Below are 25671 nucleotides of genomic sequence, written 5' to 3'. Positions count from 1 at the left end.
GACCAGTCGGCCGATCCCCTGCGTCCCATATCCCGAGGAGTCACCGTGGACTCGACCACGACCGTCGACGAGCGCGCCCTGATCTCGAAGATCACCCGCCGCATCGTCCCCTTCGTGATGGTGCTGTACACCATCGCCTACATCGACCGCTCCGTCATCGGCTACGCGAAGCTGCAGATGTCCACGGACATCGGCCTCAGCGACGCCGCCTTCGGTCTCGGCGCCGGCCTGTTCTTCCTCGCGTACTTCCTGTTCGAGGTGCCCTCGAACTACCTGCTGCCCAAGGTGGGGCCGCGCGTCTGGTTCGCGCGGATCCTGTTCACGTGGGGCCTGATCACGGCGCTCACGGCGCTGACCCCGTCGACCGAGGTCTTCTACCTGCTGCGCTTCCTGCTGGGCGTCGCCGAGGCCGGCTTCTACCCGGGCGTCCTCTACTACCTGACCTTCTGGTTCCCGCAGCGCCATCGCACGAAGGCGACCGGCACGTTCGTGCTCGCCGCCCCGATCGCGTTCCTGGTGATGAGCCCGCTCGCCGGCTCCATCCTGGGGCTGGACTGGCTGGGCCTGCGCGGCTGGCACTGGCTCTTCGTGCTCTCGGGCCTCGCCGCGATGATCGCCGCGGCGCCCACCCTCAAGTGGCTGCGGGACACTCCGCGCACCGCCCCGTGGATCACCGGCCCCGAGGCCGACTGGATCGAGGACCAGCTCGAGAAGGACCGCACGGAGCTCGGCCAGCAGTCCCACGCGAACCCGTGGAGGGCGCTCGGCTCGAAGTACGTGTGGGTGTTCGCGCTGCTGTTCTTCCCCTCGACGGTCGGGATCTATGGACTCAGCTTCTGGGTCCCCACGGTGGTCAGCGCGTTCAGCGGGTCCGACGTCGCGACCGGCTGGCTCTCCGCGATCCCGTACGTGTTCGGCGTGATCGGCATCTTCGTGACCTCGCGCCTGGCCTCGCTGATGCGGGAGAACTGGATCCCGCTGATCGTCATCTACATCGGCAGCGCGGTGGGAATCCTGCTCTCGGCGCTCGCTCCCGCGGGTCTGTGGCAGCTCGCCGCGATGTCCATGGCCGCGTTCTTCCTGTACTCCGTGGCGGGCGTGTTCTGGGCGCTTCCCACCCGCTACCTGGTCGGGGCGACCGCCGCGATCGGCATCGCCTTCGTGAACTCCTTCGGGAACATCGGCGGATTCGTCGGCCCCTACGTCGTGGGCGCGGTCTCCGAGGCCACCGGCAAAGCCGTCAACGGCATGTACTTCCTGGGTGCCGTGCTCATCCTGGGCGCGATCGGCACCGCGATCGGCATGCGCGTCTGGGCGGGCCGGAACCCCGAGCAGGTCGAGCCGGTGGGTCGATCCATCGGCCGACGGGGCGAGGAGCTGGCGGGCGAGCGCGGCTGACGCGGCGCGGCGATCCGCCGACTGCCCCACGGGCCGCCGTCCGGATCCTCTAGGATCCGGATTGCGACGCATGCACCCGACCGAGCAGGAGACCCCATGGCGAGCAAGCGGCAGGTGCTGCGGGCGGACGTGCAGGAGGGGATCCAGAATCGCCTCGTCCAGGGCAACTGGCGCCCCGGGTCGCGGCTGAGCATCGACGGCCTCGCGCGCGAGCTCGACGTCTCCCCCACCCCGGTGCGAGAGGCGTTGGTCGCCCTCGAGCGCTCCGGGCTCATCGAGTACAAGGCCCTCAAGGGATTCGTGGTCGCTCCGCCGCTGAGCGCCGAGCAGATGGACGAGCTCATCGACGCGCGTCTGATCCTCGAGACCGCCGCCTTCACCCGCGCGTTCGCCGAGTGGGAGGGGCTGCTGGAGGATCTGCGCGCCGCCCACGCCGCGCACACCGCGATCGGCGATCGGATCGCCGCGGCGGGCGAGCCCGACTACGCGCTGCTGCACGAGTACTTCGACGCCGACGCGGCCTTCCACGAGGCCCTGTTCAAGCACGCGGGCAACCACTACCTGGGGTCGATGCGCGAGGTGCTGAACACCCACGGCCACCGCATGCGTCAGACCTGGTCGGAGGGCCCCGAGCAGATCGACGCCGCCGAGGCCATCGTCGAGCACGAGGCGATCCTGGCGCGGGTCGCCGAGCACAACCACGACGGCGCACTCGAGGCGCTGCGTCGTCACCTCGAGGGCGTGCGCGAGCGCTCGGGCGCCATGGCAGGCGGGGCCGAGGGGGCCGACGGCTGATCCGCCGCCGCAACGGGCGATCCGCCGCGACGGGCGACCCGTCGCGGCTGCGCCCCGTGGTGCGGCCGACGGTCCGTCGGCCGCACTGAAGCGTCCTCTCAGCTGAGGTGCGCGCCGAGCTCTGCCATGAGGACGGAGAAGGACAGGGCGCCGGGGTCGGGGGTGCCCATGGACTTCTCGCCGAGCACGCGGGCACGGCCCTTGGTCGCGGTGATCGATGCGGTCGCCTCCGCCGCCTCACGCGCCGCCGCAGCCGCCGCCGAGATCGCCGCCGCCGCATCCACCCCGTCGAACGTCTCGAGCAGGACCCGACGGAAGGGCAGGGCGGCGTCCATCATCGTTTTGTCGCCCTCGACCGCCCCACCCAGACGCCCGATCGTGTCCACGCCCGCGACCAGCGCATCCACGACCTGCGAGCCCTGCACGCCCGCACCGTCGGACACAGTCCCACCGGCCGCGATCAGCGCCGCACCCCACAGCGCGCCCGACGTGCCGCCGGCCGCCTCGGACCACGCCTCGCCCGCATGCACCAGGACCGTGCGCGCACCCGCACCATCAGCCACGGCGGCGCGCGCAGCCTCGGCCGCGCCCTTGGAGCCGAAGACCATGCCCTGACCGTGGTCGCCGTCCCCGGCGACCGCATCGATCCGCCCCAGCTCGGCCTCCTCCCGCGCGCACACGGCCTCGAACAGGTCCAGCACACCGCTGACCTTGTGCGCCGCGGCCCGCGACTCCTCGCTCGCCTGCGGGATCGGATCCACACCCGGCTCCCACCGCACCGCACCCACCGACGCGGCGCCGTCGGCCGCATCCCGTGCGGGCATCGCGCCGCGGTGGAACGCGGGCGTGTCCACCGGCGCCAGCCAGAGCTCCTCGAGCTCCTCGTCCAGGAACACGACCGTCAGCGACAGACCTGCCATGTCCAGGCTCGTCACGTGCTCGCCGACCTCTGGACGCACCGGCGTGATCCCGCGCTGGGCGAGCATCCGGGCCACATGCCCATAGACCACATACAGCTCTTCGTACTTCACGGTACCGAGCCCGTTGACGATGACCGCCGCTCGGCCCCGATACCCGCCGTCGCCCTCCGGCGCGCGGTCCGGCTCTTCGGCGAGGACGCCGTCGACCAGCATCGCCGCGACCTCGCGCGCAGTGCCCAGCGGCACGTCCCGCACCCCCGGCTCGCCATGGATGCCCAGGCCGACGGCCATCTGGCCGTCCTCGACGTGGAACAGGGGCGCGTCCGCGCCCGGAAGGGTGCAGCCGTCGAAGGCGACCCCGAACGAGCGGGTCGCATCGTTCGCGCGGATCGCGACCTGCTCGGCCGCCTCCAGATCCGCGCCCGCCTCGATCGCCGCGCCCACGATCTTGAAGACCGGCAGGTCTCCCGCGATCCCCCGACGATCCCGATGATTCTGGGGGCTGTTCGAGGCGATGTCATCGCTGACCTTCACGATCCGCACATCGATCCCATCCGCCCGCAGCTTCTCCGCCGCCAGCCCGAAATGCAGCACGTCCCCGGCATAGTTGCCGAAGCCGAGGATGACCCCGCCGCCATTCTCCGCGTTGCGCGCGACCGAGCACACCTGCGAGGCCGACGGCGAGGCGAACACGTTCCCGGACGGCGCACCATGCGCCATCCCCGGCCCCACCCAGCCCGCGAACGCCGGATAGTGCCCCGAACCCCCGCCGGCCACCAGCGCCGGCTGACCCGCAGGCGTCGGCGCGGACCGGACCACACCGCCATGGACCTGCATCAACCCCGGCTGCGAAGCCACCAGCCCTGCCACCGCGTCGGCCGCGAACTCACTCGGGTCATCGAAGAGATACGTCATCGTGGATCCTCCAGGAAGGGCCGCTCTCACGGCTCCGTAGGCGTGGTCGGGTGCGGACAGCGGGACCGTAACGACCAGATCCTATAGGAAACGTGGGCGTGCGAGTCGGTGTGCAGGTCGGCTCGCGAGTCAGCGAGCGGGTCGGACGGCGGGTCGAGCAACGGGCGCCGCTCGGACACCCGCCGTCTGCTCCCGCCCGTCGGCCACTCTTGCGATTGGTCAACCGGTTTGCCACACTATAGCGGACCGACGTCAGGCGACGCCGCCCGGCCGCGCCGACGCTCACACCGACACAGGAGTCACCGTGACCGCATCCTCCTCCGGCGCCCAGCCCGTCGGCCCGCCCGACGCCGACTCCCCCGTCGCCCGCTCCGCGATCCGCAAGGTCTCGGTGCGCCTGGTCCCCTTCGTCGCGCTGATGTTCTTCATCAACTACCTGGACCGCACCGCGATCGGCTTCGCTTCCCCCAACGGCATGAACGACGACCTGGCGCTCTCCGCGGTGCAGTTCGGCTTCGCCTCCGGCGTGTTCTTCATCGGCTACATCCTGCTGGAGATCCCCTCCAACCTGGCGCTGCACCGCTTCGGCGCGCGCATCTGGCTGGCGCGCATCATGATCAGCTGGGGCGTGGTCGCGGTGGCCTTCACCTGGGTGCAGGGCTTCACCTCGCTCACGGTGCTGCGCTTCCTGCTGGGCGTCGCCGAGGCCGGCTTCTTTCCCGGCGCGATCCTCTTCCTGAGCCTGTGGGTGCCTTCGGCGTACCGCGGGCGCATCCTCATGCTCTTCTACCTCGCGCAGCCGCTGACCACGGTGATCGGCGCCCCGCTCGCGGGGCTGCTGATCCAGCAGCACGGACTCTTCGGCCTCGCCGGCTGGCGCGTGATGTTCCTGGGCGTGGGCCTGCCCGCGATCATCGTCGGCATCGCTGCGCTGTTCTACCTCAAGGACCACCCGGCCGACGCGACGTGGCTGACCCGCGCCGAGCAGGAGTGGCTCACCGACTCCCTGCGCGCCGAGTCGAGCGCGAAGAGTGAGGGCACCGGGCACGTGCCGGCGCGCTTCGCCTTCCGCAGCGGACGCGTGTGGATGCTGTCGATCATCTACTTCGGCTTCATCTACGGCCTCTACGCGCTCGCCTTCTTCCTGCCCACGATCATCGAGGGCTTCCAGGACCAGTCGGGGCAGTCCTTCGGCGTGCTCGCCAAGGGCCTGATCACCGCGATCCCCTACCTGCCCGCCGCGGTCGTCATGTACTTCTGGTCGCGCCACGCGAGCCGCAGCGGCCTGAAGTCCTGGCACATCGCGGTGCCCGCACTGGTGGGCGGGGTCTCGATCCCGCTCGCGCTGTACGCAGGCTCGCCCGCGCTGACGATCGCGGTCATCACCGTCACCGCCTGTGCGATCTTCGCCGCGCTGCCGAACTTCTGGACGCTGCCCACCCAGTTCCTCACCGGCGCCGCAGCCGCCGCGGGCGTCGCGCTCATCAACACACTCGGCAACCTCGGCGGCTTCAGCGCCCCGTACATCACCGGCGCGGTCCACGACTGGACCGGCGGCTACGAGGCGCCGATGTTCCTGGTCGGCTTCTTCATGCTGCTCTCGGCCCTGCTCATGGTGCTGCTGGCGCGCAGCGCACGCGGACTGGGCGCCGAGGGCGGGGGGAGGGCCATCGACGAGCGCGCGGCGGGGACGACAGAGGTCGCTCCAGGCTGACCAGGAGGCCGGTGTGCCCCGGCGGAGCGTACCCGTCGCCCCGCCGGGGAATCCATCGATGTCGGACACCGCCCGACATCCGTCAGACGATCGACCAAGATCCGGCCGAGAACGTGGACCCGCACGTGCGGCTCCGCTCAGGCTGTTCCGTGACAGCACACACCGGCCTCCGCCGTCGACGACGCCGAGGCCGCGTCCCTGAGAAGGAGAGCACCATGAACGCATTCCGCTCGAAGACCGTGAAACTGCTCGCCGGCACGGCGATGGCCGGGGCCGTCCTCACCGGCGCCGTACTCCCCGCCCAGGCGGCGCAGGCCGCACCCGCCCCGAACGCGGGCGCGTCCGCGGAGGTGAGCCCAGGTGCTGATGTCAGCCTCGACCCCGTCGCGATCGGCAACGCCATCAAGGACGCGGTCAACAACGAGGACGGCCGCAGTGGGGCCCTGCGGGCCGCTCTCGACGTCGGCTACTACAACGACGCGAACCCCGATCGCCTGACGGTCGCCGTGGTCAACAAGGACCAGGACATCAACGTCGAGGGCGATATCGCCAATGCGGAGAACATCGACATCAAGGACGGCAACTACGTCATCTACTGGTTCAACGGCCCCGGGAAGATCACCAACAACGGTGACGGCGGCTGGCTGAACTGGGGCGCCCAGGGCGACGTGAACCGCGTGGACGAGCACACCATGAGCATCAACGGCGGCTGATCCGCTCCTCGGATCCCGTCGAGCCTCGGCGCGCATCCGCAGGCGGGGCCTCGGAACTCCTCTCTCCGGGGCCCCGCCCTGCTCCGTCGGAGCGAGGCAGCGCCCGTGCAGCTCCGGGGGCCGGCCGATGCCTCAGCCATCCCTTGGCGAAGGCGAACGCGACGAGAGCGGTGCGGTTCGGCGTCCGGCACGCCTTCATGAGCCGCCCCAGGTGCCAGGCCACCGCCTGCCTGCTGTAGGCCGTGGCCCGCGAGATCCGCTCGGTGGACAGTCCGCGCGCAGCGAGCGAGAGGATCTTCTCGTCGCTCTCGTCGAGCTCCGAGGAGCTGGTCACGACCTCGACCTCGTCCGCCGTCCCGTAGTCGACGATCCTCGGGGCCGGGGAGTGCGCGGATCGCCGCGCCCACCAAGCCTCGGCCCAGCATGTCCCGAGCTCATGGGCGACGAAGGACGCCCGGCTCATCGCCAGGAGCGTGGGCTGATCCGCGGCGCTCGAGACGGACCGCACCACGAGGGAGAACACCCTCAGCGCAGGAAGAGCGCCGCGCAGGACGACGCCCACCTCGCACTCGGGATCCTCAGCGCTGCGGGCCGCTGCGCGCCGCAGAGCCGCCAGGGCCTCGGGGTCCACGGGCACACCGTGCTCCACCGAACGCAGCGCAGCGGGCAGCACCAGCGGCACGATCTCCTCGTATCGGGACCGCAGCCACGAGCGCCCCTCCGCCCCGATGTCGTCCAGGGGCGCCTCACGCAGGAGGCGGGCGAACTCGTCGACGCGATCGTCCATCCCGAGGCCGAGCGGCCGCCCCGGGGACAGGGCGAGTGCTCGGGAACCGCTGACTCGACCCACACGCACCTCGTTCTCGTCGACCCCGCACGGCGCTGCTGGGCAGCGCGTGCGCCGCGGGCCTCCGCTGGGCACCTCACGGCGAGGATCACTCTACGGGGGCCCGCGAGGCCCGCCCCGTCACGATCGCGCCCGGCCTCCGTCTGTTCATACGCGCGTCGCCCGACATGGCCGGGTCGGGATCAGCCGATTCGAATCGATATGCGCGCTGCCCACAGTGGCCCGCGCGGCACGGGCGGGCACTCCCCCTCGCACCCCGACCACTCCAGATCTCCGATGCCCCCTTGTCAAACCACGCTGAGAACTGCATGATTGTCGGCAGTCATCCGAGTGCGCACCGTCGCCGCTCGCGTGACACGTCACTCCACACTGCTCGCCGCCGTCGTCGATCGTCATTGTCGATTCGTATCGATGATGCCTTGGAGAACGAGAGACCCCACCATGACCTCGATCGCGAAACCGGGACCACGCTCCGAGCGCATCCCGCCCCTTCGACTCTCCCGTCGCGCCCTCGGCGCCCTTCTCGCCCCCGCGGCTCTCGGCCTCGCGGGCTGCGGATCCTCGTCCTCCTCGGATCCGACGTCCCTGCGGATCGTCGATTACTACAACACCCCGGCCGACGACGTCGTCATCGAGGAGACCTTCACGAAGAGCGCGAAGGACCTGGGGCTCACCTTCAGCCGCGAGAAGGTCCCCGGCGACCAGCTCATCCCCAAGGTCCTGCAGATGGGGTCCTCGAAGACGCTCCCGGACATCCTCATGCTCGACAACCCCGACCTCCCGCAGCTCGCGGCCTCCGGCGCCCTCGCCCCGCTCGAGCAGTACGGCTTCTCGACCGACGGGCTCACCCCGTCGATCGCCGACCTCGGGATGCTCGACGGGACCCTGTACGCGATCGCCCCCACGGTCAACACGATCGCTCTGTTCTTCAACGCGCCGATGCTCGAGAAGGCGGGGATCGATCCACCCACCACCTGGGAGGAGACCCGGGAGGCGGCCCGCGCCCTCACCGGCGACGGCACCTACGGGATCGCGTTCTCGGCGATCGCCACCTACGAGGGGACGTTCCAGTTCATGCCCTTCATGTGGTCCAACGGCGGCGACGAGAAGGACCTCGCGACCCCCGAGGTCGCGGGCGCCGCGGAGTTCTGGTCCCAGCTCCTGCAGGACGGCTCCGCCTCCCGCTCCGTCGTCAACTGGGGACAGGGCGACGCGATGGACCAGTTCAAGGCCGGGAAGGCGGCGATGGTCGTCAACGGCCCGTGGAACATCGCGGGCCTGAAGGCCGACACCCCCGATCTCGAGTGGGACGTCGTCACCCTCCCGGTCCCGCGCTCCGGGGCGGAGTCGATCGCACCGCTCGGAGGGGAGGTCTGGACGGTCCCCGTGACCGGGAACGAGGAGAAGCAGCGCAGCGCCGCGAAGCTCCTCAAGGCCTTCGTCGCCCCCGAGAACCAGCTGCGCATGGGCACCGCCCGCAGCACCATCCCCGGCCACGCCGCGACCGCGAAGCAGTTCGCGGGCGAGAACCCCGACCTCGCCACCTTCGTCGAGCAGGTCTCCACCGCCCGCGCCCGCACCGGCGAGCTGGGGCCCGAGTGGCCGCGCACCGCCAAGGCCATCTACACCGCGAACCAGGAGGTCCTGGTCGACGACACCGATCCGGCGAAGGCCTTCGACGAGGCCGCCCGGACCGTGAGCTGAGACGAGGAGCCACAGATGACCAGCACGAGCACCGCTTCCAGCGCCGAAGGACTCGCCTCCGTCGGCCCCCGCGCCACCCGCCGATCCCCTCGCGCCGATGCCGCCGACGGGACGCCCGCCGAGCGTCCCGGGCGCCGCCGACGGCGCAGCGGCGAGGGCGTCCTGGTGCGCTATGCCTTCATCGCCCCCGCGGTCCTGTACCTGCTGCTGTTCTACGGGTACCCGATCGTCAAGAACGTCGTGATGAGCTTCCAGGCGTACGACTTCTCGACGTTCTTCAACGGCAGCGCGCCGTTCGTCGGCCTCGACAACTACGCGACCGCGCTGTCGAATCCGATCTTCCTCAAGGCCCTCGCGAACACGGGCCTGTTCACGGTCGGCTCGATCATCGGCCAGTTCGTCATCGGCCTGGGCCTCTCGCTCTACTTCCGCAGGCACTTCCCGCTCTCCGGGGTGCTGCGCTCGCTCCTGCTGCTGCCGTGGCTGCTGCCGATGATCGTCTCGGCGGCGGTGTGGCGGTGGATCCTCGAGCAGGACAGCGGCATCCTCAACCGCTTCCTGGAGTCGATCGGCCTGATCTCCGCGCCGATCGGCTGGCTGACCAGCTCCGACACCGCCCTGATCGCCGTGATCATGGTGAACATCTGGCTGGGGATCCCCTTCAACGTGGCGCTGCTGTACAGCGGGCTGCAGGCGATCCCGGAGGAGCTCTACGAGGCCGGCCAGCTCGACGGTGCGACCGGATGGAAGTCCTTCCGCCACATCACGCTGCCGCTGCTGCGGCCCGTGGTCAGCGTGGTGCTGCTGCTGGGCGTCATCTACACGATCAAGGTCCTGGACCTCATCATCGGCCTCACCGGCGGCGGCCCCGCGAACGCCACGCAGACGCTCGCGACCCGCAGCTACGAGCTCAGCTTCCTCGAGTTCGACTTCGGCCAGGGCGCCGCGCTCAGCAACGTCCTGATCCTCATCGCCCTGCTCTTCTCCGTCGTCTACCTGCGGGCGAACGCGCGCGCCGCGAAGAACGGATGACCGCCATGACCGCTTCCACCGCATCCCGCACCTCCCCCGCCCCGGCGCGACGAGGCGCCCGCGCCCCGCACGGCCTGGTCCACACCGGCATCGGCATCGTGCTCGTCGCGATCATGCTGTTCCCCGTCTACTGGATGGTCAACGCCTCCCTCGCCCCGCAGGGCAACAGCCTGAACACGGGCCTGCTGCCCCTGCACCCCGACGTCGGCGGATACGCCCGCGCCTTCGCCGACCAGGGGCAGAACCTGCTGACCTCGCTCGTCGTCGCCGTGGGCGCGGCGATCCTGTCGCTGGTCATCGCCGCCCCGTGCGCCTACGCCCTCGCCCAGTTCCGCATCCGCGGCACCGCGGTGCTCGTGTTCCTCGTGCTCATCAGCCAGATGATCCCGGGCATCGTGATCGCCAACGCCCTCTACACGGCCTACACGCCGCTGGGCCTGATCAACTCGATCCCCGGGCTGATCCTGGCCGACGCGACCCAGGGCATCCCCTTCTCCATCCTCATCATGCGCGCGTACCTCGAGACGTTCCCGACCTCGATCGTCGAGGCCGCACGCGTGGACGGCTGCGGCCACGTGCGCGCCTTCGTGTCGATCGTCCTGCCCGTGAGCCGGAACTCGCTGATCACCGCCGGGATCTTCTCGTTCCTCTTCGCCTGGAGCGACTTCCTGATGGCCCTGACGCTGACCACCGGCGAGACCATCCGCCCGGTCACGCTCGGCCTCTACACCTACATCGGCACCAACGACACCGACTGGAGCGCCGTGATGGCGACGGCCGTGATGTCCTCCGTCCCCGCCGTGGTGCTGATGATCGCGGCCCAGAAGTACATCGCCGCGGGCGCCACCGGAGGCGCCGTGAAGTGACCGCGCCCCGCCCCCGGCCCGGACCACGCCCCACCCCCTGCACCGAACCCGAGAGAGGAACCCGATGACCACCACCGCCCCCGCTTCCCCGACGACCGCAGCCCGCCCGCTGCGCGTGACAGTCTGGGGCGAGAACCGCCACGAGCAGCGCGACGCCCGCGTGCGGGAGAACTACCCCGAGGGCATGCACAGCGCCATCCGCGACGCCGTCGCCGAGAACCTCGGCGCATCCGTGACCACCCGGATCGCCCTGCTGGACGATCCCGAGCACGGGCTCAGCGAGGAGGTGCTCGCCGCGACCGACGTCCTCACCTGGTGGGGGCACATGGCGCACGACGAGGTCAGCGACGAGGTCGCCGAGCGGGTCCAGCGCCACGTGCTCGCCGGGATGGGCCTGGTCGTGCTGCACTCCGGGCACTGGTCCAAGCCGTTCACGCGGCTCATGGGCACCACCTGCACCCTGCGCTGGCGCAACGAGCGCGATCGCGAGCTGGTGTGGACGGTGAACCCCTCGCACCCGATCGCCGCCGGCGTCCCGCACCCGATCGTCATCGACGAGCAGGAGATGTACGGCGAGCACTTCGACATCCCCGTGCCCGACGAGCTCGTGTTCGTCTCCTCCTTCAGCGGGGGCGAGGTGTTCCGCTCCGGCTGCTGCTTCCGCCGCGGCAAGGGCAAGATCTTCTACTTCTCCCCCGGTGACCAGGACTATCCCGTCTACCAGCACCGCGACGTGCGCCGCGTGATCGCCAACGGCGTGGACTGGGCGCGGCCCGCGACCGCGGACCGCGCGGTGCCCTTCCTGGGCCGCTACCCCACGGACTGGTTCCTCACCGGCGACGGCGGGCAGGGAGTCGGCGACGCCGAGGCCGCGGGGAAGGGCGAGTGATGACGCGGACGGATCCCGCCGGAAAGGGCGCGGACGCCCTGCCCGTGGTCGTCGTCGGCGCCGGCGGGATGGGCAGGGCGTGGATCTCCACCGTGCTGCGCTCGCACGATGCGCGCCTGGCGGGCGTGGCCGACGTGATCGACGGGGCGGCGGCCGGCGCCGTCGCGGACCTCGTGCCCGAGGCCGATCGCGGCGCGGTGCGCACCGGCACGGACGCCCTCGAGGTCGCACGCGCGGCGGGCGCGCAGGCGATCATCGACGTCACGATCCCCGCCGCCCACCACGCCGTCACGGCGGATGCGCTGCATGCGGGGTACCCCGTGCTGGGCGAGAAGCCCTGCGCCGCGACCCTCGCCGAGGCGCTCTCACTGGCCGGGCACGCCGAGGCCACCGGGAGGCTGTTCATGGTCTCCCAGTCGCGGCGCCACAACCCGCACCTGCGGGAGGCGGCCCGGCTCGCCGAGGGGCTGGGCGGCGCGGGCCTCGTCGCCACCCGCTTCTCGCGCGCCCCGCGCTTCGGGGGCTTCCGCGAGGAGATGGCGCAGCCGCTGATCGTGGACATGGCCATCCACGCCTTCGACGCGGCCCGGGTGCTCGTCGCCGGCGCCCCCGCATCCGTCACCGCCGTCTCCAGCAGCCCGCCGTGGAGCTGGTACGACGGGGACGCGGCGGCGACGGTCACGGTGCGCTACGACTCCGGCGCCGTGCACGCCTTCGTCGGCTCGTGGTGCTCTCCGGGGCGCGAGACCAGCTGGAACGGCGAGTGGTCGCTCAGCTGCCCGCGCGGCACGGTCGCCTGGGACGGCGAGAGCCCGCCGTCGTCCACGACGGAGGACGGACGCGAGGTCCCCGGCCGGGTCCCGGCGGCCGACGCCCTGTGGGAGCTCGACTCCTCGCTCGCCGCCTTCTGCGCGGCCCTGCGCGAGGGCACGACGCCCGAGTCCGAGGTCCACGAGAACGTCTGGACCCAGGCGATCGTCGAGGCCGCCGTCCGCTCGGCCGCGGACGGCCGCACCGTGGCTCTCGCCGAGATCATGGGCGAGGCGCTCACAGCGGCGCGGGAGCTGGATCGCGCCGACGGCCGCAGCAGCGCCCTGGAGTCGTGGAAGACTGGGAGCGCAGGTGGCGGAGCCGTGTGAGGAACGAGCGGAGGGGGCATGCCGGTGAGGAGGAGCGCGCCGACGAGCCAGGACGTCGCACGCCTGGCGGGCGTCTCCCAGAGCACCGTCAGCTACGTGCTCACCGGTTCCCGGCCGATCTCTCCCGCCACCCGCCAGCGGGTCGAGGAGGCCATCGAGAAGCTCGGCTACCACCCGAACTCCGGCGCCCGCTCCCTGCGCTCGCGCCGCAGCGGCGTGATCGGGCTGATGGTGCCCGAGGCCTACGGCAACGACGCGGTGCTGATGCGCTTCGTGGGCGCGATCGCCCGCGAGGCGCAGCGCTTCGGCTACGACATCCTGCTGGTCACCGCGCAGGAGGGCGCCCGGGGCATCCACCGCGTGGTGCGCACGGGCGTGTGCGAGGCGCTGATCCTCATGGAGCTCGGCCGCCACGACGAGCGCGTCGCGGCCGTGGTGGAGGCGGGCCTTCCCTTCGTCCTGATCGGCAAGCCCGTGGGCTTCCCCAACGGCAGCGTGGTGGACCTCGACTTCGAGCGCCTGGGACGGATGGTCGTGGACCGCGCGGCCGACGAGGGCTGCGAGCGCCTGCTGCTGTTCGGCGAGCCCGGGCACCGTCGCCACCGCAACGACGTCTCCCGGTTCCTGCTGGGCATCGAGGAGCAGGCGCAGAGCACGGGCCTCGAGGTCGTCCTGGACGCCGGCGACCTGCCGGATGTCCCTGCCCGCGCCCGCGAGCTCGCGCAGGGCGGGCGGCGCACGGCCGTGTTCGGGCTGAACGGCGTCACCGAGGTGCTCTTCGCGACCGCCGCGAGCGGGGCCCTCGAGGACCGCGGGCTGCTCATGCTCGCACTGACCGACGAGGACCTCGCGGCCATCAGTCCTCTGCTCGCACGGACCCCTCGGATCGACCCCCGCCGCGTGGAGATCAGCGAGCTCGCCGTGCGCGAGCTCGTGCGCCTGCTGCGCGAGGAGGGCGCCTCACCGCGGGTGACGCTGGTGGAGCCCGAGTGGGTGGGGCAGACAGGCGGCGAGCACACCTCGAACCCCACGGGTTAGGCTGCCTTCCCCCTTCACCCCTTCGCCCCTTCGCCCCTTCGCCCGGGGTCGCCTCCACCCGGCTTCTCCTCGGCAGCCCGGGGCGCGATGCCCGCCACGCGCTGCCGCGGCAGCCTCCACGCTCGGCGTCCCCGGTCCACGAGTGGGAGCGCCGCTGCGGTCAGCGGGACTCCTGCCGGCGCTGACGCACCATTCGAGCCGCAGGTCGGCTCACGGGCCCTCAGGCGGGCCCGATGCCGAAGGCGCTCGCGAGGTGCTCGATCCTGCGGGCACGGCCCAGCCGCGGCAGGTCGCTGCCGTCGCGGATCACGCCGCCGCGATCGGCGAAGTCAGCGAGGAAGGAGCGCGCCCACTCCACGTCGGAGGGCGTGGGGCTGATGGTCTCGTTGATGACGCTGAGCTGGTCGGGCTCCAGGCAGAGCTTCCCCGTCATCCCCAGGGAGACCGCGGTCGTCGCCTGCTCGCGCAGGATCGGGTGGCTCGAGCCGACCGTCGGCCCGTCGATCGGCCCGGGGAGGTCACCGATCCGGCTCGCGACCACCAAGCGGGAGCGGGGGTAGGCCATCGCGAGGTCATCGGCGCTGGTGCCGGTGTCGCGGCGGTAGTCGCCGCTGCCGAAGGCGATCCGGAATGCACCGCGTGCGCGGGCGATCGGGACCGCCTCCTCGATGCCGAGCGCCGATTCGACGAGCGCGACCACGGGGGTGGCGCCGCCGAGACGCTCGAAGGTCTCGGTGACCTGCTCGGCCGACTCGGTCTTGGCGAGCACGACCCCCTCGAGCCCGGGCAGTCCGGCGAGCTCGTCGACGTCCTCGCCCCAGAACGCGCTGGCGCGGTCGTTGATCCGAACCCAGGCGGCGCCGTCCTGGAGCCAACGGGCCACGTCGGCCCGCGCCCCCTCCTTGTGCTGCGGATCGACCGCGTCCTCGATGTCGAGCACCACCTGATCGGCGCGGGACCGCGAGGCGGTGTCGAACTGGTCGGCGCGGCGTCCGGAGACCAGCAGCCATGAGCGCGAGAGCTCGGCGGGCACGTGTACCACGGGGGTGTCCTCCACTGGTGTCGGCGGTGCGGCGGCACCTCGGGCACGAGGCCCGAGGTGCTGCGGGTCCGTGCCGAGGCTACGTCAGCAGTGGTCCGCCGGCGCGTCAGGCGCCGCGGAGAGCGGCGAGCGCCACGGGCTGGCCCGAGGCCACGGACTCCTGCGCGGCGGCGACAACCTTCACGGTGCGCAGCCCCGCGTCGCCGCTGGGCTCGAGCACGGCGGGGGCGTCCGTGCCGGCCGTGCGTGCGTCCGCCCCGGCCGTGCGGGCACGGACGCCCGCGAGGAACGCGTCGAGCATGAGCGCGTCGAGGTCGGCGCCGTAGGGCAGCCACTGCCCGAACCCGCCCACGTGCTGCGAGAACGGGTCGATCGCCAGCTGGCCCTCGGTGCCCACGGCCTGGATGGTGACGCCGCCCCAGGTGGGGGCATCCGCCGGCTGCGACCACGAGCAGTCGATGGTCGCGACCATGCCGTCGGGGTAGGTGAGCGTGACGAGCCCTCCCGTCTCCGCACCGTCGCCAGCCCGATCGGCATAGAGGATCCTGTTCGTCACCGCGTGGACGGACTCCGGCTCACCGAACACGGAATCGAGGATCTGCGCGATGTGCACCGTGTGGTCGACGAGCGCGCCGCCGCCGGAGAGGTCGACATCGGTGAACCAGTCGCGTCCCGTGGGCAGCTTGCCGTTGTTGGCGCCTGTCACGCCGACGACCTCGCCGAGGCTGCCGTGCGCGACCGCCTCGCGCAGGGATGCGACCTGCGGGGCGAAGCGCACCGGGAAGGCGGTCATGAGCAGCACGCCGGCCTCGCAGCAGGCGGTGACCATCTGCTCGGCGTCGGCCACGGTGGTCGCGAGCGGCTTCTCGCACAGCACGTGCGCGCCGCGACGCGCGGCCTCGAGGACGAGATCGCGGTGGTGGGCGTTCGCGCTGGTGACCACGACGGCGTCCGGCCCGTGCGTGCCGCCGTGCCCGTCGGACCACGAGTCGAAGGCCGCCTCGTGGCTGCCCACGATCCGCGAGCGCTCGGAGACGTGCACGTCGCCGAAGCCATCGGGGTCGGAGACGACGAGGTCGACGTCCTCGCGCGCATCCAGCAGGGACGCGTAACCGGCGGCGTGGGTGTGGGCGCAGCTGAGCAGGGCGATGCGCAGAGGGCGGTCCTCCGCGCCGTCGTGCCGGTCGGCCACCTGGTCGTCCGCTGTCAGCATGCGATCCTCCGTCCGGTCGCGATGGATTCGAGGGCGGCGAGCGCGACCTCGACCGCGGTGACGCCGTCGGCCCCGCTCACGCGCGGGGTGGAGCCGGTCTCGAGGGCCGCGACGGCGTCGCGGATCTCGAGCGCGTAGGGGCTGGCCATGCCGGAGACGTCGGGCAGGTAGTCGCCGCCGGAGCTGCGGCGGGCGGTGGCGACCTCGTCCCAGGAGACGCCGTCACCGCTCCCGGAGTCGTACTCGAGGCGTCCGCCGTCCCCCGCGAGGGAGAACGTGTAGCGGAAGACGGTCCCGGGTGCGCCCCAGAGTCCGCGGCAGTGGCTGATCGCGCCGCCCTCGTGGGTGAGGACCACGTGGGCGGTGCGCAGGGAGCCGTCCTCGCCGCGCCGGTTCTGCTGTGCGAACACGCTGGTCACGGGGCCGGCCATCCAGATGGCCTGGTCGAGATCGTGGATCATCTGGTCCATGACGATGCCGCCCGAGCGGGACTCGTCGGCGAACCAGGGCTGCCTCGGCATCGCGCCGGTGCGCTCGAAGCGCAGCACCGCCGGCGTGCCGATCGCACCGCGCTCGATCGCCTGCTTCGCCGCCGCGTACTGCGGGAAGAAGCGGACCACGTGCGCGGGGAACAGGAGGCGCCCGGCGCGCTCGGCGTGCTCGACCAGGTCGCGGGCGTCCTCCGCGCGCAGCGCGAGCGGCTTCTCGCAGACCACGTCGCGCCCGGCATCGAGCGCCTGGTGGACGATCCCGGGGTGGCTGGGGGTGGGGGTGCAGACGTCGACGACGTCGACCGCGGCGAGCAGCTCGTCGAGGTCGTCGTGGAGGATCGCGCCGAACTGCTCGGCGAAGGCCTCGGCGCCCTCGAGGCTGAAGGCGTGCAGTTCGGCGTCGGCATCGATCCAGCCGGGGGCGTGCGCGCGGGAGATCCCGCCGGTGCCGATGATGCCGGCGCGCAGGGGGCCGGCGGGTGGGGCAGTCATCTCGCTCCTCGGAGGGGTCGTCGCGGAGGGTGCCGTGGCGCACTCGGCTGGTCCTCGAATCTACCGTCGGGCCCGACGACCGGCAACACGACTCGCAGCCCGTCCGACTGCCGGGCACGGATGCCCGCGCATAGGCTGGACCTGCGCCGGCGCGCAGAGGGAGGCGACGATGTCGACGACGGAGAAGCATCCGCGCGAGCTGCTGTGCTCGGCCGCCCCGGGCACGGACCGGACCTCACGAGCGTCCGGGCGAGGCGCCCCGCGCCCGAGCGTGCTCACCCCGCGCGACGTGCCGCTGGGCGGGCCGCGCGCGATGACCGTGCGCCGCACCCTTCCGCAGCGGGCCCGCTCGCTCATCGGCCCCTGGTGCTTCGTCGACCATTTCGGCCCTGACGACGTCGCCGCGACCGGCGGCATGGCCGTCCCCCGCCACCCGCACACGGGCCTCGCGACGGTGACGCTGCTGTTCGAGGGGCAGATCGACCACATCGACTCCACGGGGTTCGCGAACACGGTGCGCCCGGGCGAGGTGAACCTGATGATCGCGGGCCGCGGCGTCTCCCACTCGGAGTTCTCGACCGCGAGCACCACCGTGCTGCACGGCGTGCAGCTCTGGTACGCGCTGCCCGATGCCGAGCGGAGCGGCCCACCCGCCTCCCAGCACCACGTGGCTCCGCTCGTCGACGTCGGGGGCGCGGCGGTCCGCACCTATCTCGGGCAGCTCGCCGAAGGCCCTGCCTCCCCCGTCGTCACCCGCACCCCGGCCCTCGCCGCCGAGATCCTGCTCCCGGCAGGCGCTCACCTCGAGCTCGCCCTGGATCCGACCTTCGAGCACGGCCTGCTCGTGGACACGGGCGCAGCGCGCGCGGGAGCCGGCGCGGGTGCGGGAGGCGGCGCGGGCGCGGGCGGCGATGCCGCCGTCGACCTCCCTGCCGACCACCTCGCGCACGTCGAGGTCGGCGCCGACGCGCTGAGCATCGACGCCGGTCCGGAGCCGACGCGTCTGATCCTCCTCGGCGGGCCGCCCTTCGCCGAGGAGATCGTCATGTGGTGGAACTTCGTGGGCCGCAGCCACGAGGAGATCGCCGCATTCCGTGCGCAGTGGCAGCGCGAGATCGGTGGGGAGGACGACGACGCTGCGCCCGAGGCGGCTGGTCCGGCGGCGAGCCCGTCGGACATCCACCGCTTCGGACCGTTCCCCGAGCGCACGCCCGCTCCCCTGCCGGCGCCCACGCTCCCGAACGCGCGCATCACAGCCCGCCGCCGGCCCCGCAGACCCGCAGACCCTCACGAAGGAGATCCCCGATGAGCGAGAGCCAGATCCCCGAGACGCCCGGTGCGCCGGAGCCCGATGGTGCGCACCACGGCGCACCGGACGAGGCCGCGCCGGACACGACCGCGCAGGACACCGCCGCGCCCGAGGCGGAGGCCGACGGCACGCCCGATCGTGCCTTCATCCGCGACAACCCCGGGAAGAGGCGGTTCGACGTCTTCGTCGGCGAGCACCATGCCGGGTTCTCGAAATACCGCGACGTCGACGTCGACGGCGCCGACGCCCCGCAGCGCATCTTCTTCCACACCGTCGTCTTCGACGAGTACGAAGGCCGTGGGCTCGCCTCCACCCTCACCCGCACGGCGCTCGAGCAGACGGTGCGCGAGGGGCGGCGGATCGTCGCCGTCTGCCCGTACGTGGCGCGCTGGGTCGAGCACCACGAGGAGGCGGCCGCGCACGTCGACGCGGTGCAGCCCGAGCACCTGGCCGCGATCGAACAGGTGTGAGCGGGGCCCGCCGTCAGCTCCGGGCGGAGACCGACCGTCACCCGTGGGCAGGGAGCTGCCGTCAGCCGTGGGCCGGCGCGTCCGCCCAGTCCCTGTGCGCCGTGGTCTCCCCGACGCCCGCGTTGAACATGTTGCGCGGGTCCATCTCGCGGAAGTGCGCGACCATCGGCTCGGGGGCGGGGTAGATGCGCCCAAAGTTGTGCTCGGCGGGGACGGCGGCGCCGCGGTCCTCGAGCAGCGTCCTCATGCGCTTCTTGAGGGCCACGGGGTCCACGCCCGCCTTCGCCACGTGGTCCTGGTGCATCACGTGGCAGAAGAAGTGCCCGAAGTAGACGCTCTCCAGCAGCTGGTCGGCGATCTCCTCGGGCAGCACCTCGAGCCAGTCCTCGTCGTCGCGGCGCAGCGCCACGTCGAAGGTGACCATGGCCGACGCCTCCTCGCGGTGCATCGTGAAGTACCGGCCGGCGGCGCTGGCCACGCCGAAGCGGATGAGGGTGGCGCTCTGGGCCTCGTCGGCGTCGCACTCGAAGAACTCGCCCTCGTGCTCGGGCGCGGCGAAGAAGTCGGTGAGCAGGCGCTGCGTGGCCTCGCGCTCGCTGCCGCTGACGACGAGCAGCAGGTGATGCTCGAAGCGGTCGCGGAAGTCGAGCAGGCGCTTCGGGAGCTTCTCGGGGATCAGGCCGAAGAGTTTCTGGGAGATCTCGTCGGCGACCGAGGGCCCGAAGCCGGGGACCTTCTCGAAGACTCCGTTCGCCCAGCTCTTGAGCGCGAACATGCGCACCAGGGTGCGGCTTCCGGCGTGCTTGAGGGAGATGTAGGTGTCCTTGCCGTACTCGGCGGCGAGGTCGAAGGCGTGGGAGCTCATGTACTCCCCCGAGATCGGCAGCGGACCGTCGGAGGCGAGGAACGCGCGGCGCAGCGCCTCCAGATCGGAGGGGCGGTCGGTGCCGATGTAGAAGGTCGCCCTGTCCCTCTCGAGCGGGAACGTGCGGGTGCGCACCGCGAACACCATGAGCTTGCCGGCGCAGCCCGAGGCCTCGAACAGGAACTTCGGGTTCGCGTTGTACCGGGCGGGGGTGTCGGCGATCTCGCGCACGTGCTCGGCGTAGTCCGTGCCGGTCGAGTCCTCCGGCGGAGGGGTCACGTCGGCCGGGTCCCAGTCGCCGCGCTGGACCTTGTCGAGGATGTGCGTGGGGTCGGTGCCGAGGTCGATGCCCAGGTGGTTGACCAGGTGGATCGTGCCGTCCTCGTCGACCCGGGCGAACAGCGCGTGCTCGGTGAACGCGGGACCCTTGCGGATCTGGCTGCCGCCGGAGTTGTTCGCGATCCCGCCGACGACGGACGCGCCGATGGAGCTCGACCCGATCACCGAGTGCGGTTCGCGTCCGTGCTCGGCGAGGGTCTCCTCGAGCTCGAAGAGGGTGGCTCCGGCCAGGCAGATCGCCTCGCGGGCGTCGTTGATGAGATGGATCTGGTCGATGCGCAGCGTCGAGATGATGACGATGTCGCGGTCGTAGTCCTGGTCCCCGGGGCCGGAGCCGCCGGTCAGGCCGGTGTTGGCCGCCTGGGTGATGACGATGAGGTCGTGGTCGACGCACACCTGCAGGGCGCGCCACATGTCCACGAGGGAGCCCGGTCGCAGAACGGCCAGGACGTCGCCGGAGCCGAAGCGGTCGCCGGTGGCGTAGGGGGCGGTCGCGCGCTTCGAGGTGAGCACGTGCGAGGACCCCATGATCTGGGCGAAGGCGTCGAGGGCCTGCGCGGATCCGGCGCTCGTGGATCCCTGGTTCCGCCGTGTGCTCATGTCCGGATGCTCCATCGCTGTCGGGGATTCTGTGCGGCCGCGGGGCCATCGGCCAGCGTAACCATCCAACGACGGTCCGCCGGGAATGGCGAGGGCCGTTCTCGGACCGCGAGAGGCGGGAGAGGCGCAAGAGGCGGGGGCGCGAGAGGCGGGGACCGCTTCACTCCCCCGGGTGCAGGGACCGCGGGGCGCGCGCGTCCCACGCGTCCTCGAGCAGTTCGCGGAGGTCCTCGTCCTCGACGGTCTCCAGGCGGACCAGCACGCTCGGGTGGTCGCGGTAGTGGTCGGTGGTGAAGAAGCGGTCGGGGCGGGCGGCGATGAGCGCCTCGCGCTCACCGACGTCATGGCACCAGGCAACGAGGATCTCGGCGTCGGGGCCGACGAGCCGGTCCACGATCTCGGCGCGGCGCGGGCCGCGGACGGTCGCGAACACCTTCCCGGCCACGCGGAAGGCCGGGGAGCCGTAGGAGGTCGACTCCTCGACCTGGGGCAGGACGGTCGCGAGGCGGCGGACGTCGTCCAGAGTGCTCATCGTGGTCTCCTCCGACGGAGCGCGGGCCGGGTGCTCGGCGGCCTGCAGGACCGGGCGGCTCTGCTCGGTGCGATCTGGCGCGAGTGGTCCGCCCAGTGGTTGTCCCAGCATCGCACGGTCCACATCCTGGGGTGCGCTCGATGCCGCTGAGCTGGATTGATACGTTCGGGCCACCGGCGGGAGGCCGCCGGACCGACGCGAAGGAGCTGTCCCGATGACCGTCATCGTCACCGCCGTGTTCTACCCCCAGGCAGGGAAGAAGCAGGAGCTCGTGCAGGCCATGCAGCGAGGCATCGTCGCCGTCCACGAGGAGCCCGGCTGCGAGCTCTACTCGATCCACGACGCCGAGGACGGCACCATCACCATGATCGAGAAGTGGACGACCGTCCAGGACCTCGACACCCATGGCGCGGGCGAGGCCGTCGGCATCCTCAACGGGGACATCGCCGAGCTCATCGAGAAGCCCACCCTGGTCACCCGCATGACTCCGCTGCCCTCCGGCACCGAGGCGCAGGGCGCGATCTGACGGATCGGACCGGCCCTGCGGGCGAAGCCGAGCCGGAGATCTGGCCGCCCGCCGTCCCGAGCACTTCGACCGCACGGTCTCGACAGACCCCGTGCACCACGCGTAGTCATAGGTCGGGTCGCGTGCTCTATTCGTCGTGACCCGACGTATGACTACGCGAAGTGCACGCCCCCGCTGGAGACCGACTTTTCGGCCGGTGCGCGCGAACGCTGATTCCGCCCTTCAGACCGGCGGGAGCACATGGTCAGGACGCCCGGCCTGAGACTCGACCGCCCGGGAAATGCGTTGCCGGCTCGTGCCCTGCGCCCTAGCGTCAGCCGCGTGAGCACGATCGTCCCGTTCCGCGCCCTGCCCCTCGATCTCGAGGATGTCGTCTACGCGCACGGGCCCGATTCCGTGCGCGCCCCGGGCGTGTCCCCCGGCACGACCGAGGAGATCGCGCTCGAGGACAGCGCACTGTTCCCCGGTACTCACCGACGGATCTGGATCCACACGCCCCCGGGCATCGCCCCCGGTGACCCCACCGGTGTGGTCGTCTTCCAGGACGGCGGCTGGTACCTCGACCCCGAGGGCGAGGTGCGCGGCGGCATCGTCCTGGACAACCTGACCGCCTCCGGCGCCATCCCGCCGACCATCGGCGTCTTCGTCGAGCCCGGCACACGGCGCACCAGCGCTGAGCCCGGTTCGGAGCAGAGTGCGGAGCCTGCGCCCAGGCAGCGCAACCTCGAGTACGACGCGGCCGACGACACCTACGCCCGCTTCCTCCTCGACGAGGTGCTCCCCCTGGTGAGGGCGCGCAGGAGCATCCTCGGTGACCCCCGTCGCACGATCCTCTGCGGCGGCAGCAGCGGCGGCGACTGCTCCTTCACGGCCGCCTGGCACAGGCCCGACGCGTTCGGCGGCGCGATCTGCTGCCTCTCGAGCTTCGCGCAGATGCCGGAGGGCAACCCCTATCCGGCGCTGATCGCGTCGACTCCCCCGCGACCGCTGCGGTTCTTCCTGCAGATCGGCCAGCGGGACCTGAACCACGACCAGCCGCACATGAACTGGCTCGCCGAGAACCTGCGCACCGCGGCCTCCCTCGCGGAGGCCGGCTATGACCTGCGCGTCGAGCTGGGCGACGGCGGGCACAGCCCGAACCACGGCGGGGTGGTGCTCCCCGATGCGCTGCGCTGGATGCTCCGGGGCCCCGTGCACCACGCGTAGTCGTAGGTCGGGTCGCGTGCTCTATTCGTCGTGACCCGACGTATGACTACGCGAAGTGCACGCCCCCGCTGGAGATCGCCGGCCGGGAGCGTCCCGACTCATCCGGAACCGTGCCCTTGCGCGTCGGCCCGGGTCCCCCCCCACCCTCGGCCACTCCGCGAGAGCCCCGCACCTCATCCGGCGCTCACCCGCAGCAGTCGGTCGTCGCCGTCAAAAGGCGAGCCGCGACCGTCGGTGTTGTTCGTGAGCACCCACAGGGAGCCGTCGGGGGCGATGACGGCGTCGCGCAGCCGGCCATGTGCACCGACCAGTCGCGGCGTCGAGGTCGAGAGGTCGCTCAGGGGCACGTCGATGAGGCGCTCGCCGCGCAGGGCGGCGATGTGGATCGTGCCGTGGGAGATCGCGATGCCGCTCGGGCTGGCCTCCGAGGGGTGCCACTGCTGCTGGGGGTCGACGAGGCCGTCCTCGTGGGCGATGCCCTCAGCGGTGGGCCACCCGAAGTTCTTCCCGGCCTCGATGACGTTGAGCTCGTCCCAGGTGTCCTGCCCGAACTCGCTCGCGTACATCGTGCCGTCCTCGTCCCAGGCGATGCCCTGCGGGTTGCGGTGCCCGAAGCTGAAGACGGGCGATCCCGGGAAGGGGTTGTCCCCGGGCACGGACCCGTCGGCCTCGAGGCGCAGGATCTTCCCGGCGAGCGCGTCCACGTCCTGCGCGGCGTCCCGGTCCCCGGCGTCGCCGGCCGTCGCGTAGAGCTTCCCGTCCGGCCCGAAGGCGAGGCGCCCGCCGTTGTGGTTCGCGGCCGACGGGATCCCGTCGAGCAGGGTCGTCGCCTCGCCGAGCCCCAGCGACCCGGGTGCGCCCGTGATCCCGAAGCGCTGGATCCGGTTGCCGTCCGCGGAGGTGGAGTGCGCGAACAGCACCCCGTCGCGCACGGCCATCCCCAGCAGCCCGGCCTCCCCCTGCGGGGCGACGCCGGGGATCGTCGCGACGGTGCGCAGGGACCCGTCCGGTGCCCGTTCGAGGACGCGGGCGCTGTCGCGCTCGCTGATCAGCGGAGTCTGCCCGTGGAACGCGATGGACCAGGGCGCCTCGAGGCCCTCGGCGAGGACCTCGACGTCCTCGGCGCTGCGCGACGAGGGTCCGCCCTCGTCCGACGGCGATCCGCCTCCGGCCGACGACGACCCGCTGCTGTCGGTCGCACGGTCCTCGGGCTCGCTCCCCTGCGGTGATGTCCCCGTATCGGTGCAGGCGGCGAGCCCTCCGAACGCGAAGAGCGAGAACGCTGCCGCAGTCCGGCGGGTCAGGCGCGGTGCGCCGTCGTCGCTCTCTCGGTATGGATGGTCGGTGATGCGCATGCCGCCTCCTCGCGGTTCAGCGTCCTCCTGCGATCATCCCCGTGATCCAGCGCGGATGCACCCCTCCACCGAGCTGCTCGAGCGCAACGCGCGGGCTCAGCCACACGGGCTCGTAGGTGCCGTGGACCTCGGCGTCCCGATCCGTCTCGGGCCACCCCAGGCGCAGAGGAAGCCGGTGGCGGGCGCGTCCGAGGAAGATCCACTGCTCACCCTCGACGACGACCTTGCTGGTCACGAGCTCCACGTCGGCGCCTCCCAGTCCTGTCTCCTCGGTGAGCTCGCGCAGCGCGCCGGCCAGCGGATCGGCGTCGTCCGGTTCGAGGCCGCCCCCGGGGAGCACGCCATAGGGATCGCGACCGGGTCGTGTGCGCAGGACCATCACGATCGCCGAGTCGTCGGGCGAGAGGACGAGCATCCGCGCCCGCGAAGGAGCCAGGGCCGGGGGCTCCGCAGCGCGCCGGATCGCGACGTCGACATCCCAGCACAGACGCCCGGCCCCGTGTCTCCCATCCCCACCGGCTTCGCGACCTTCGCTGTCTTCGCTGTCTTCGCGATCGTCGCGGCCTTCGCCGTCCTCGCCGCCTTCGCGGTCCTCACTGACCATGCGCTCGATCCTGCCATCCGGCCTCCCGCCCGTGCCTCCTGCCCCACACCCGCTGCGCCGTCCAGCGCCGTCCAGTACAGGCTGCGCCACACAGGCTTCATGAGAGCGTGCGGCGATCTCTACGATGTCCAGACATGGAGACTTCCCCGTCCGAGCCGGTCATGTCCTTCCGCACCCGCAAGTGGGTGCGCCCCGAGGACCTCAACGCCAACGCCACTCTCTTCGGCGGCAGCCTGCTGCGCTGGATCGACGAGGAGGCGGCCGTCTACGCGATCATCCAGCTGGGCCACCAGCGCGTCGTCACGAAATATATGTCGGAGATCGTGTTCGTCTCCTCGGCCCGCGAGGGCGACATCGTCGAGATCGGCCTGGTCGCGACGAAGTTCGGGCGCACATCACTGACGATGCGCGCCGAGGCCCGGAACCTGTTCACCCAGCAGAGCATCCTCACGATCGACGAGCTCGTGTTCGTCAACGTCGACGCGGACGGGCGGCCCGCGCCGCACGGCTACACGGAGATCACCTACGACCGCGACCGGGTGCCCCGAGGCGATCTGCAGCGGTGAGCCGGTCCGCTGCGCGCGGATCACCACCCTCGACGACGCGCTGCCCGTGCACCTGCGTGTCGTGCGCGCCTGACGAGCTCCGGGGCATCGT

General features: G+C 71.8%; 24 protein-coding genes. 15 read left to right on the top strand and 9 right to left on the bottom strand.

Features of this window, described 5'->3' with window-relative positions; genetic code table 11:
• Window positions 1-45 precede the first annotated feature (45 nt).
• Together ACFQ53_RS01105 and ACFQ53_RS01100 are read left to right on the top strand one after the other, a co-directional pair.
• Complete coding sequence (locus ACFQ53_RS01105) at window positions 46-1398, top strand: MFS transporter (RefSeq protein ID WP_377854096.1); 1353 nt, start codon at window positions 46-48, stop codon at window positions 1396-1398.
• A gap of 96 nt (window positions 1399-1494) precedes the next feature.
• Window positions 1495-2193 carry a GntR family transcriptional regulator gene (locus ACFQ53_RS01100; RefSeq protein ID WP_377854093.1) on the top strand — a complete coding sequence of 233 codons (699 nt, stop codon included), beginning with the start codon at window positions 1495-1497 and terminating at the stop codon, window positions 2191-2193.
• Between the two features lie 98 nt (window positions 2194-2291).
• Here the strand turns inward: ACFQ53_RS01100 and ACFQ53_RS01095 are convergent, their stop codons facing one another.
• Window positions 2292-4028, bottom strand: a complete 1737-nt coding sequence (locus tag ACFQ53_RS01095; protein ID WP_377854090.1) for a dihydroxyacetone kinase family protein — start codon at window positions 4026-4028, stop codon at window positions 2292-2294.
• Between the two features lie 304 nt (window positions 4029-4332).
• Between ACFQ53_RS01095 and ACFQ53_RS01090 the strand changes: the two genes are divergently transcribed.
• Both ACFQ53_RS01090 and ACFQ53_RS01085 read left to right on the top strand, forming a co-directional pair.
• On the top strand, window positions 4333-5742 hold the full coding sequence (locus tag ACFQ53_RS01090; protein ID WP_377854087.1) for an MFS transporter: 1410 nt from the start codon (window positions 4333-4335) through the stop codon (window positions 5740-5742).
• Between the two features lie 215 nt (window positions 5743-5957).
• Window positions 5958-6455: a hypothetical protein gene (locus tag ACFQ53_RS01085; protein ID WP_377854084.1), complete on the top strand. Its 498-nt coding sequence runs from the start codon at window positions 5958-5960 to the stop codon at window positions 6453-6455.
• Here ACFQ53_RS01085 and ACFQ53_RS01080 read toward each other — a convergent pair.
• A complete protein-coding gene (locus tag ACFQ53_RS01080; RefSeq protein ID WP_377854081.1) occupies window positions 6442-7242 on the bottom strand; it encodes a hypothetical protein in 801 nt (266 codons plus the stop codon). The two genes, ACFQ53_RS01085 and ACFQ53_RS01080, sit on opposite strands and share 14 nt — an antisense overlap.
• A gap of 501 nt (window positions 7243-7743) precedes the next feature.
• Between ACFQ53_RS01080 and ACFQ53_RS01075 the strand changes: the two genes are divergently transcribed.
• The 6 genes from ACFQ53_RS01075 (at window position 7744) to ACFQ53_RS01050 (ending at window position 13970) form a co-directional block, all read left to right on the top strand.
• The gene (locus ACFQ53_RS01075; protein ID WP_377854078.1) at window positions 7744-9006 is read left to right on the top strand and encodes an extracellular solute-binding protein; all 1263 of its coding nucleotides are present in this window, start codon (window positions 7744-7746) and stop codon (window positions 9004-9006) included.
• A 15-nt stretch (window positions 9007-9021) separates the two neighbouring features.
• The gene (locus tag ACFQ53_RS01070) at window positions 9022-10038 is read left to right on the top strand and encodes a carbohydrate ABC transporter permease (RefSeq protein ID WP_377854075.1); all 1017 of its coding nucleotides are present in this window, start codon (window positions 9022-9024) and stop codon (window positions 10036-10038) included.
• A gap of 5 nt (window positions 10039-10043) precedes the next feature.
• Window positions 10044-10904: a carbohydrate ABC transporter permease gene (locus ACFQ53_RS01065; protein ID WP_377854072.1), complete on the top strand. Its 861-nt coding sequence runs from the start codon at window positions 10044-10046 to the stop codon at window positions 10902-10904.
• Between the two features lie 64 nt (window positions 10905-10968).
• Window positions 10969-11793 (top strand): ThuA domain-containing protein, encoded by an 825-nt coding sequence (locus ACFQ53_RS01060; RefSeq protein ID WP_377854070.1) that lies wholly within the window; start codon window positions 10969-10971, stop codon window positions 11791-11793.
• The gene (locus ACFQ53_RS01055) at window positions 11793-12932 is read left to right on the top strand and encodes a Gfo/Idh/MocA family protein (protein ID WP_377854067.1); all 1140 of its coding nucleotides are present in this window, start codon (window positions 11793-11795) and stop codon (window positions 12930-12932) included. The genes ACFQ53_RS01060 and ACFQ53_RS01055 overlap by 1 nt, the downstream gene beginning before the upstream one ends.
• 18 nt (window positions 12933-12950) lie before the next feature.
• A complete protein-coding gene (locus ACFQ53_RS01050) occupies window positions 12951-13970 on the top strand; it encodes a LacI family DNA-binding transcriptional regulator (RefSeq protein WP_377854064.1) in 1020 nt (339 codons plus the stop codon).
• Window positions 13971-14190: 220 nt separating this feature from the next.
• Here ACFQ53_RS01050 and ACFQ53_RS01045 read toward each other — a convergent pair whose 3' ends face one another.
• The 3 genes from ACFQ53_RS01045 to ACFQ53_RS01035 form a co-directional block, all read right to left on the bottom strand.
• Window positions 14191-15012 (bottom strand): HpcH/HpaI aldolase/citrate lyase family protein, encoded by an 822-nt coding sequence (locus ACFQ53_RS01045; protein ID WP_377854061.1) that lies wholly within the window; start codon window positions 15010-15012, stop codon window positions 14191-14193.
• A 106-nt stretch (window positions 15013-15118) separates the two neighbouring features.
• Complete coding sequence (locus tag ACFQ53_RS01040; RefSeq protein WP_377854058.1) at window positions 15119-16225, bottom strand: Gfo/Idh/MocA family protein; 1107 nt, start codon at window positions 16223-16225, stop codon at window positions 15119-15121.
• Complete coding sequence (locus tag ACFQ53_RS01035) at window positions 16219-17208, bottom strand: Gfo/Idh/MocA family protein (RefSeq protein ID WP_377854056.1); 990 nt, start codon at window positions 17206-17208, stop codon at window positions 16219-16221. The genes ACFQ53_RS01040 and ACFQ53_RS01035 overlap by 7 nt, the downstream gene beginning before the upstream one ends.
• Window positions 17209-17377: 169 nt before the next feature.
• Here ACFQ53_RS01035 and ACFQ53_RS01030 point away from each other — a divergent pair, with 169 nt between their 5' ends.
• Together ACFQ53_RS01030 and ACFQ53_RS01025 are read left to right on the top strand one after the other, a co-directional pair.
• A complete protein-coding gene (locus ACFQ53_RS01030; RefSeq protein ID WP_377854053.1) occupies window positions 17378-18517 on the top strand; it encodes a pirin family protein in 1140 nt (379 codons plus the stop codon).
• Window positions 18514-18987, top strand: a complete 474-nt coding sequence (locus tag ACFQ53_RS01025; RefSeq protein ID WP_377854050.1) for a GNAT family N-acetyltransferase — start codon at window positions 18514-18516, stop codon at window positions 18985-18987. Before ACFQ53_RS01030 ends, ACFQ53_RS01025 begins: the two co-directional genes overlap by 4 nt.
• Before the next feature lie 61 nt (window positions 18988-19048).
• Here the strand turns inward: ACFQ53_RS01025 and dld are convergent, their stop codons facing one another.
• Window positions 19049-20791: a D-lactate dehydrogenase gene (gene dld / locus ACFQ53_RS01020; protein WP_377854047.1), complete on the bottom strand. Its 1743-nt coding sequence runs from the start codon at window positions 20789-20791 to the stop codon at window positions 19049-19051.
• Between the two features lie 160 nt (window positions 20792-20951).
• Window positions 20952-21323 carry an MmcQ/YjbR family DNA-binding protein gene (locus ACFQ53_RS01015; RefSeq protein WP_377854044.1) on the bottom strand — a complete coding sequence of 124 codons (372 nt, stop codon included), beginning with the start codon at window positions 21321-21323 and terminating at the stop codon, window positions 20952-20954.
• 214 nt (window positions 21324-21537) lie between these two features.
• Here ACFQ53_RS01015 and ACFQ53_RS01010 point away from each other — a divergent pair, with 214 nt between their 5' ends.
• Together ACFQ53_RS01010 and ACFQ53_RS01005 are read left to right on the top strand one after the other, a co-directional pair.
• Window positions 21538-21849 (top strand): putative quinol monooxygenase, encoded by a 312-nt coding sequence (locus ACFQ53_RS01010; protein ID WP_377854042.1) that lies wholly within the window; start codon window positions 21538-21540, stop codon window positions 21847-21849.
• Window positions 21850-22170: 321 nt separating this feature from the next.
• The gene (locus tag ACFQ53_RS01005; protein ID WP_377854039.1) at window positions 22171-23055 is read left to right on the top strand and encodes an alpha/beta hydrolase; all 885 of its coding nucleotides are present in this window, start codon (window positions 22171-22173) and stop codon (window positions 23053-23055) included.
• A 173-nt stretch (window positions 23056-23228) separates the two neighbouring features.
• Here the strand turns inward: ACFQ53_RS01005 and ACFQ53_RS01000 are convergent, their stop codons facing one another.
• Both ACFQ53_RS01000 and ACFQ53_RS00995 read right to left on the bottom strand, forming a co-directional pair.
• The gene (locus ACFQ53_RS01000) at window positions 23229-24410 is read right to left on the bottom strand and encodes a PQQ-dependent sugar dehydrogenase (protein ID WP_377854036.1); all 1182 of its coding nucleotides are present in this window, start codon (window positions 24408-24410) and stop codon (window positions 23229-23231) included.
• Window positions 24411-24426: 16 nt separating this feature from the next.
• Window positions 24427-24825: an NUDIX domain-containing protein gene (locus ACFQ53_RS00995; protein WP_377854033.1), complete on the bottom strand. Its 399-nt coding sequence runs from the start codon at window positions 24823-24825 to the stop codon at window positions 24427-24429.
• 323 nt (window positions 24826-25148) lie between these two features.
• Here ACFQ53_RS00995 and ACFQ53_RS00990 point away from each other — a divergent pair, with 323 nt between their 5' ends.
• Window positions 25149-25580 carry an acyl-CoA thioesterase gene (locus ACFQ53_RS00990; RefSeq protein ID WP_377854031.1) on the top strand — a complete coding sequence of 144 codons (432 nt, stop codon included), beginning with the start codon at window positions 25149-25151 and terminating at the stop codon, window positions 25578-25580.
• Window positions 25581-25671 lie beyond the last annotated feature (91 nt).

It is taken from the genome of Brachybacterium sp. NPDC056505, assembly GCF_042794925.1.
Taxonomy (GTDB): Bacteria; Actinomycetota; Actinomycetes; order Actinomycetales; family Dermabacteraceae; genus Brachybacterium; species Brachybacterium kimchii.
Note: the sequence above shows the minus strand (reverse complement) of the source record. Positions and strands in the feature narration are given on the sequence as shown.

Coding starts and splice junctions, on each gene's coding strand:
- ACFQ53_RS01085 (WP_377854084.1), top strand. CDS start 5,958: ATGAACGCATTCCGCTCGAAGACCGTGAAACTGCTCGCCGGCACGGCG.
- ACFQ53_RS01040 (WP_377854058.1), bottom strand. CDS start 16,225: ATGCTGACAGCGGACGACCAGGTGGCCGACCGGCACGACGGCGCGGAG.
- dld (WP_377854047.1), bottom strand. CDS start 20,791: ATGAGCACACGGCGGAACCAGGGATCCACGAGCGCCGGATCCGCGCAG.
- ACFQ53_RS00990 (WP_377854031.1), top strand. CDS start 25,149: ATGGAGACTTCCCCGTCCGAGCCGGTCATGTCCTTCCGCACCCGCAAG.
- ACFQ53_RS01065 (WP_377854072.1), top strand. CDS start 10,044: ATGACCGCTTCCACCGCATCCCGCACCTCCCCCGCCCCGGCGCGACGA.
- ACFQ53_RS01095 (WP_377854090.1), bottom strand. CDS start 4,028: ATGACGTATCTCTTCGATGACCCGAGTGAGTTCGCGGCCGACGCGGTG.
- ACFQ53_RS01025 (WP_377854050.1), top strand. CDS start 18,514: ATGAGCGAGAGCCAGATCCCCGAGACGCCCGGTGCGCCGGAGCCCGAT.
- ACFQ53_RS01055 (WP_377854067.1), top strand. CDS start 11,793: ATGACGCGGACGGATCCCGCCGGAAAGGGCGCGGACGCCCTGCCCGTG.
- ACFQ53_RS01010 (WP_377854042.1), top strand. CDS start 21,538: ATGACCGTCATCGTCACCGCCGTGTTCTACCCCCAGGCAGGGAAGAAG.
- ACFQ53_RS01030 (WP_377854053.1), top strand. CDS start 17,378: ATGTCGACGACGGAGAAGCATCCGCGCGAGCTGCTGTGCTCGGCCGCC.
- ACFQ53_RS01050 (WP_377854064.1), top strand. CDS start 12,951: ATGCCGGTGAGGAGGAGCGCGCCGACGAGCCAGGACGTCGCACGCCTG.
- ACFQ53_RS01100 (WP_377854093.1), top strand. CDS start 1,495: ATGGCGAGCAAGCGGCAGGTGCTGCGGGCGGACGTGCAGGAGGGGATC.
- ACFQ53_RS01000 (WP_377854036.1), bottom strand. CDS start 24,410: ATGCGCATCACCGACCATCCATACCGAGAGAGCGACGACGGCGCACCG.
- ACFQ53_RS01015 (WP_377854044.1), bottom strand. CDS start 21,323: ATGAGCACTCTGGACGACGTCCGCCGCCTCGCGACCGTCCTGCCCCAG.
- ACFQ53_RS01080 (WP_377854081.1), bottom strand. CDS start 7,242: ATGGACGATCGCGTCGACGAGTTCGCCCGCCTCCTGCGTGAGGCGCCC.
- ACFQ53_RS01070 (WP_377854075.1), top strand. CDS start 9,022: ATGACCAGCACGAGCACCGCTTCCAGCGCCGAAGGACTCGCCTCCGTC.
- ACFQ53_RS01035 (WP_377854056.1), bottom strand. CDS start 17,208: ATGACTGCCCCACCCGCCGGCCCCCTGCGCGCCGGCATCATCGGCACC.
- ACFQ53_RS00995 (WP_377854033.1), bottom strand. CDS start 24,825: ATGCTCGTCCTCTCGCCCGACGACTCGGCGATCGTGATGGTCCTGCGC.
- ACFQ53_RS01075 (WP_377854078.1), top strand. CDS start 7,744: ATGACCTCGATCGCGAAACCGGGACCACGCTCCGAGCGCATCCCGCCC.
- ACFQ53_RS01060 (WP_377854070.1), top strand. CDS start 10,969: ATGACCACCACCGCCCCCGCTTCCCCGACGACCGCAGCCCGCCCGCTG.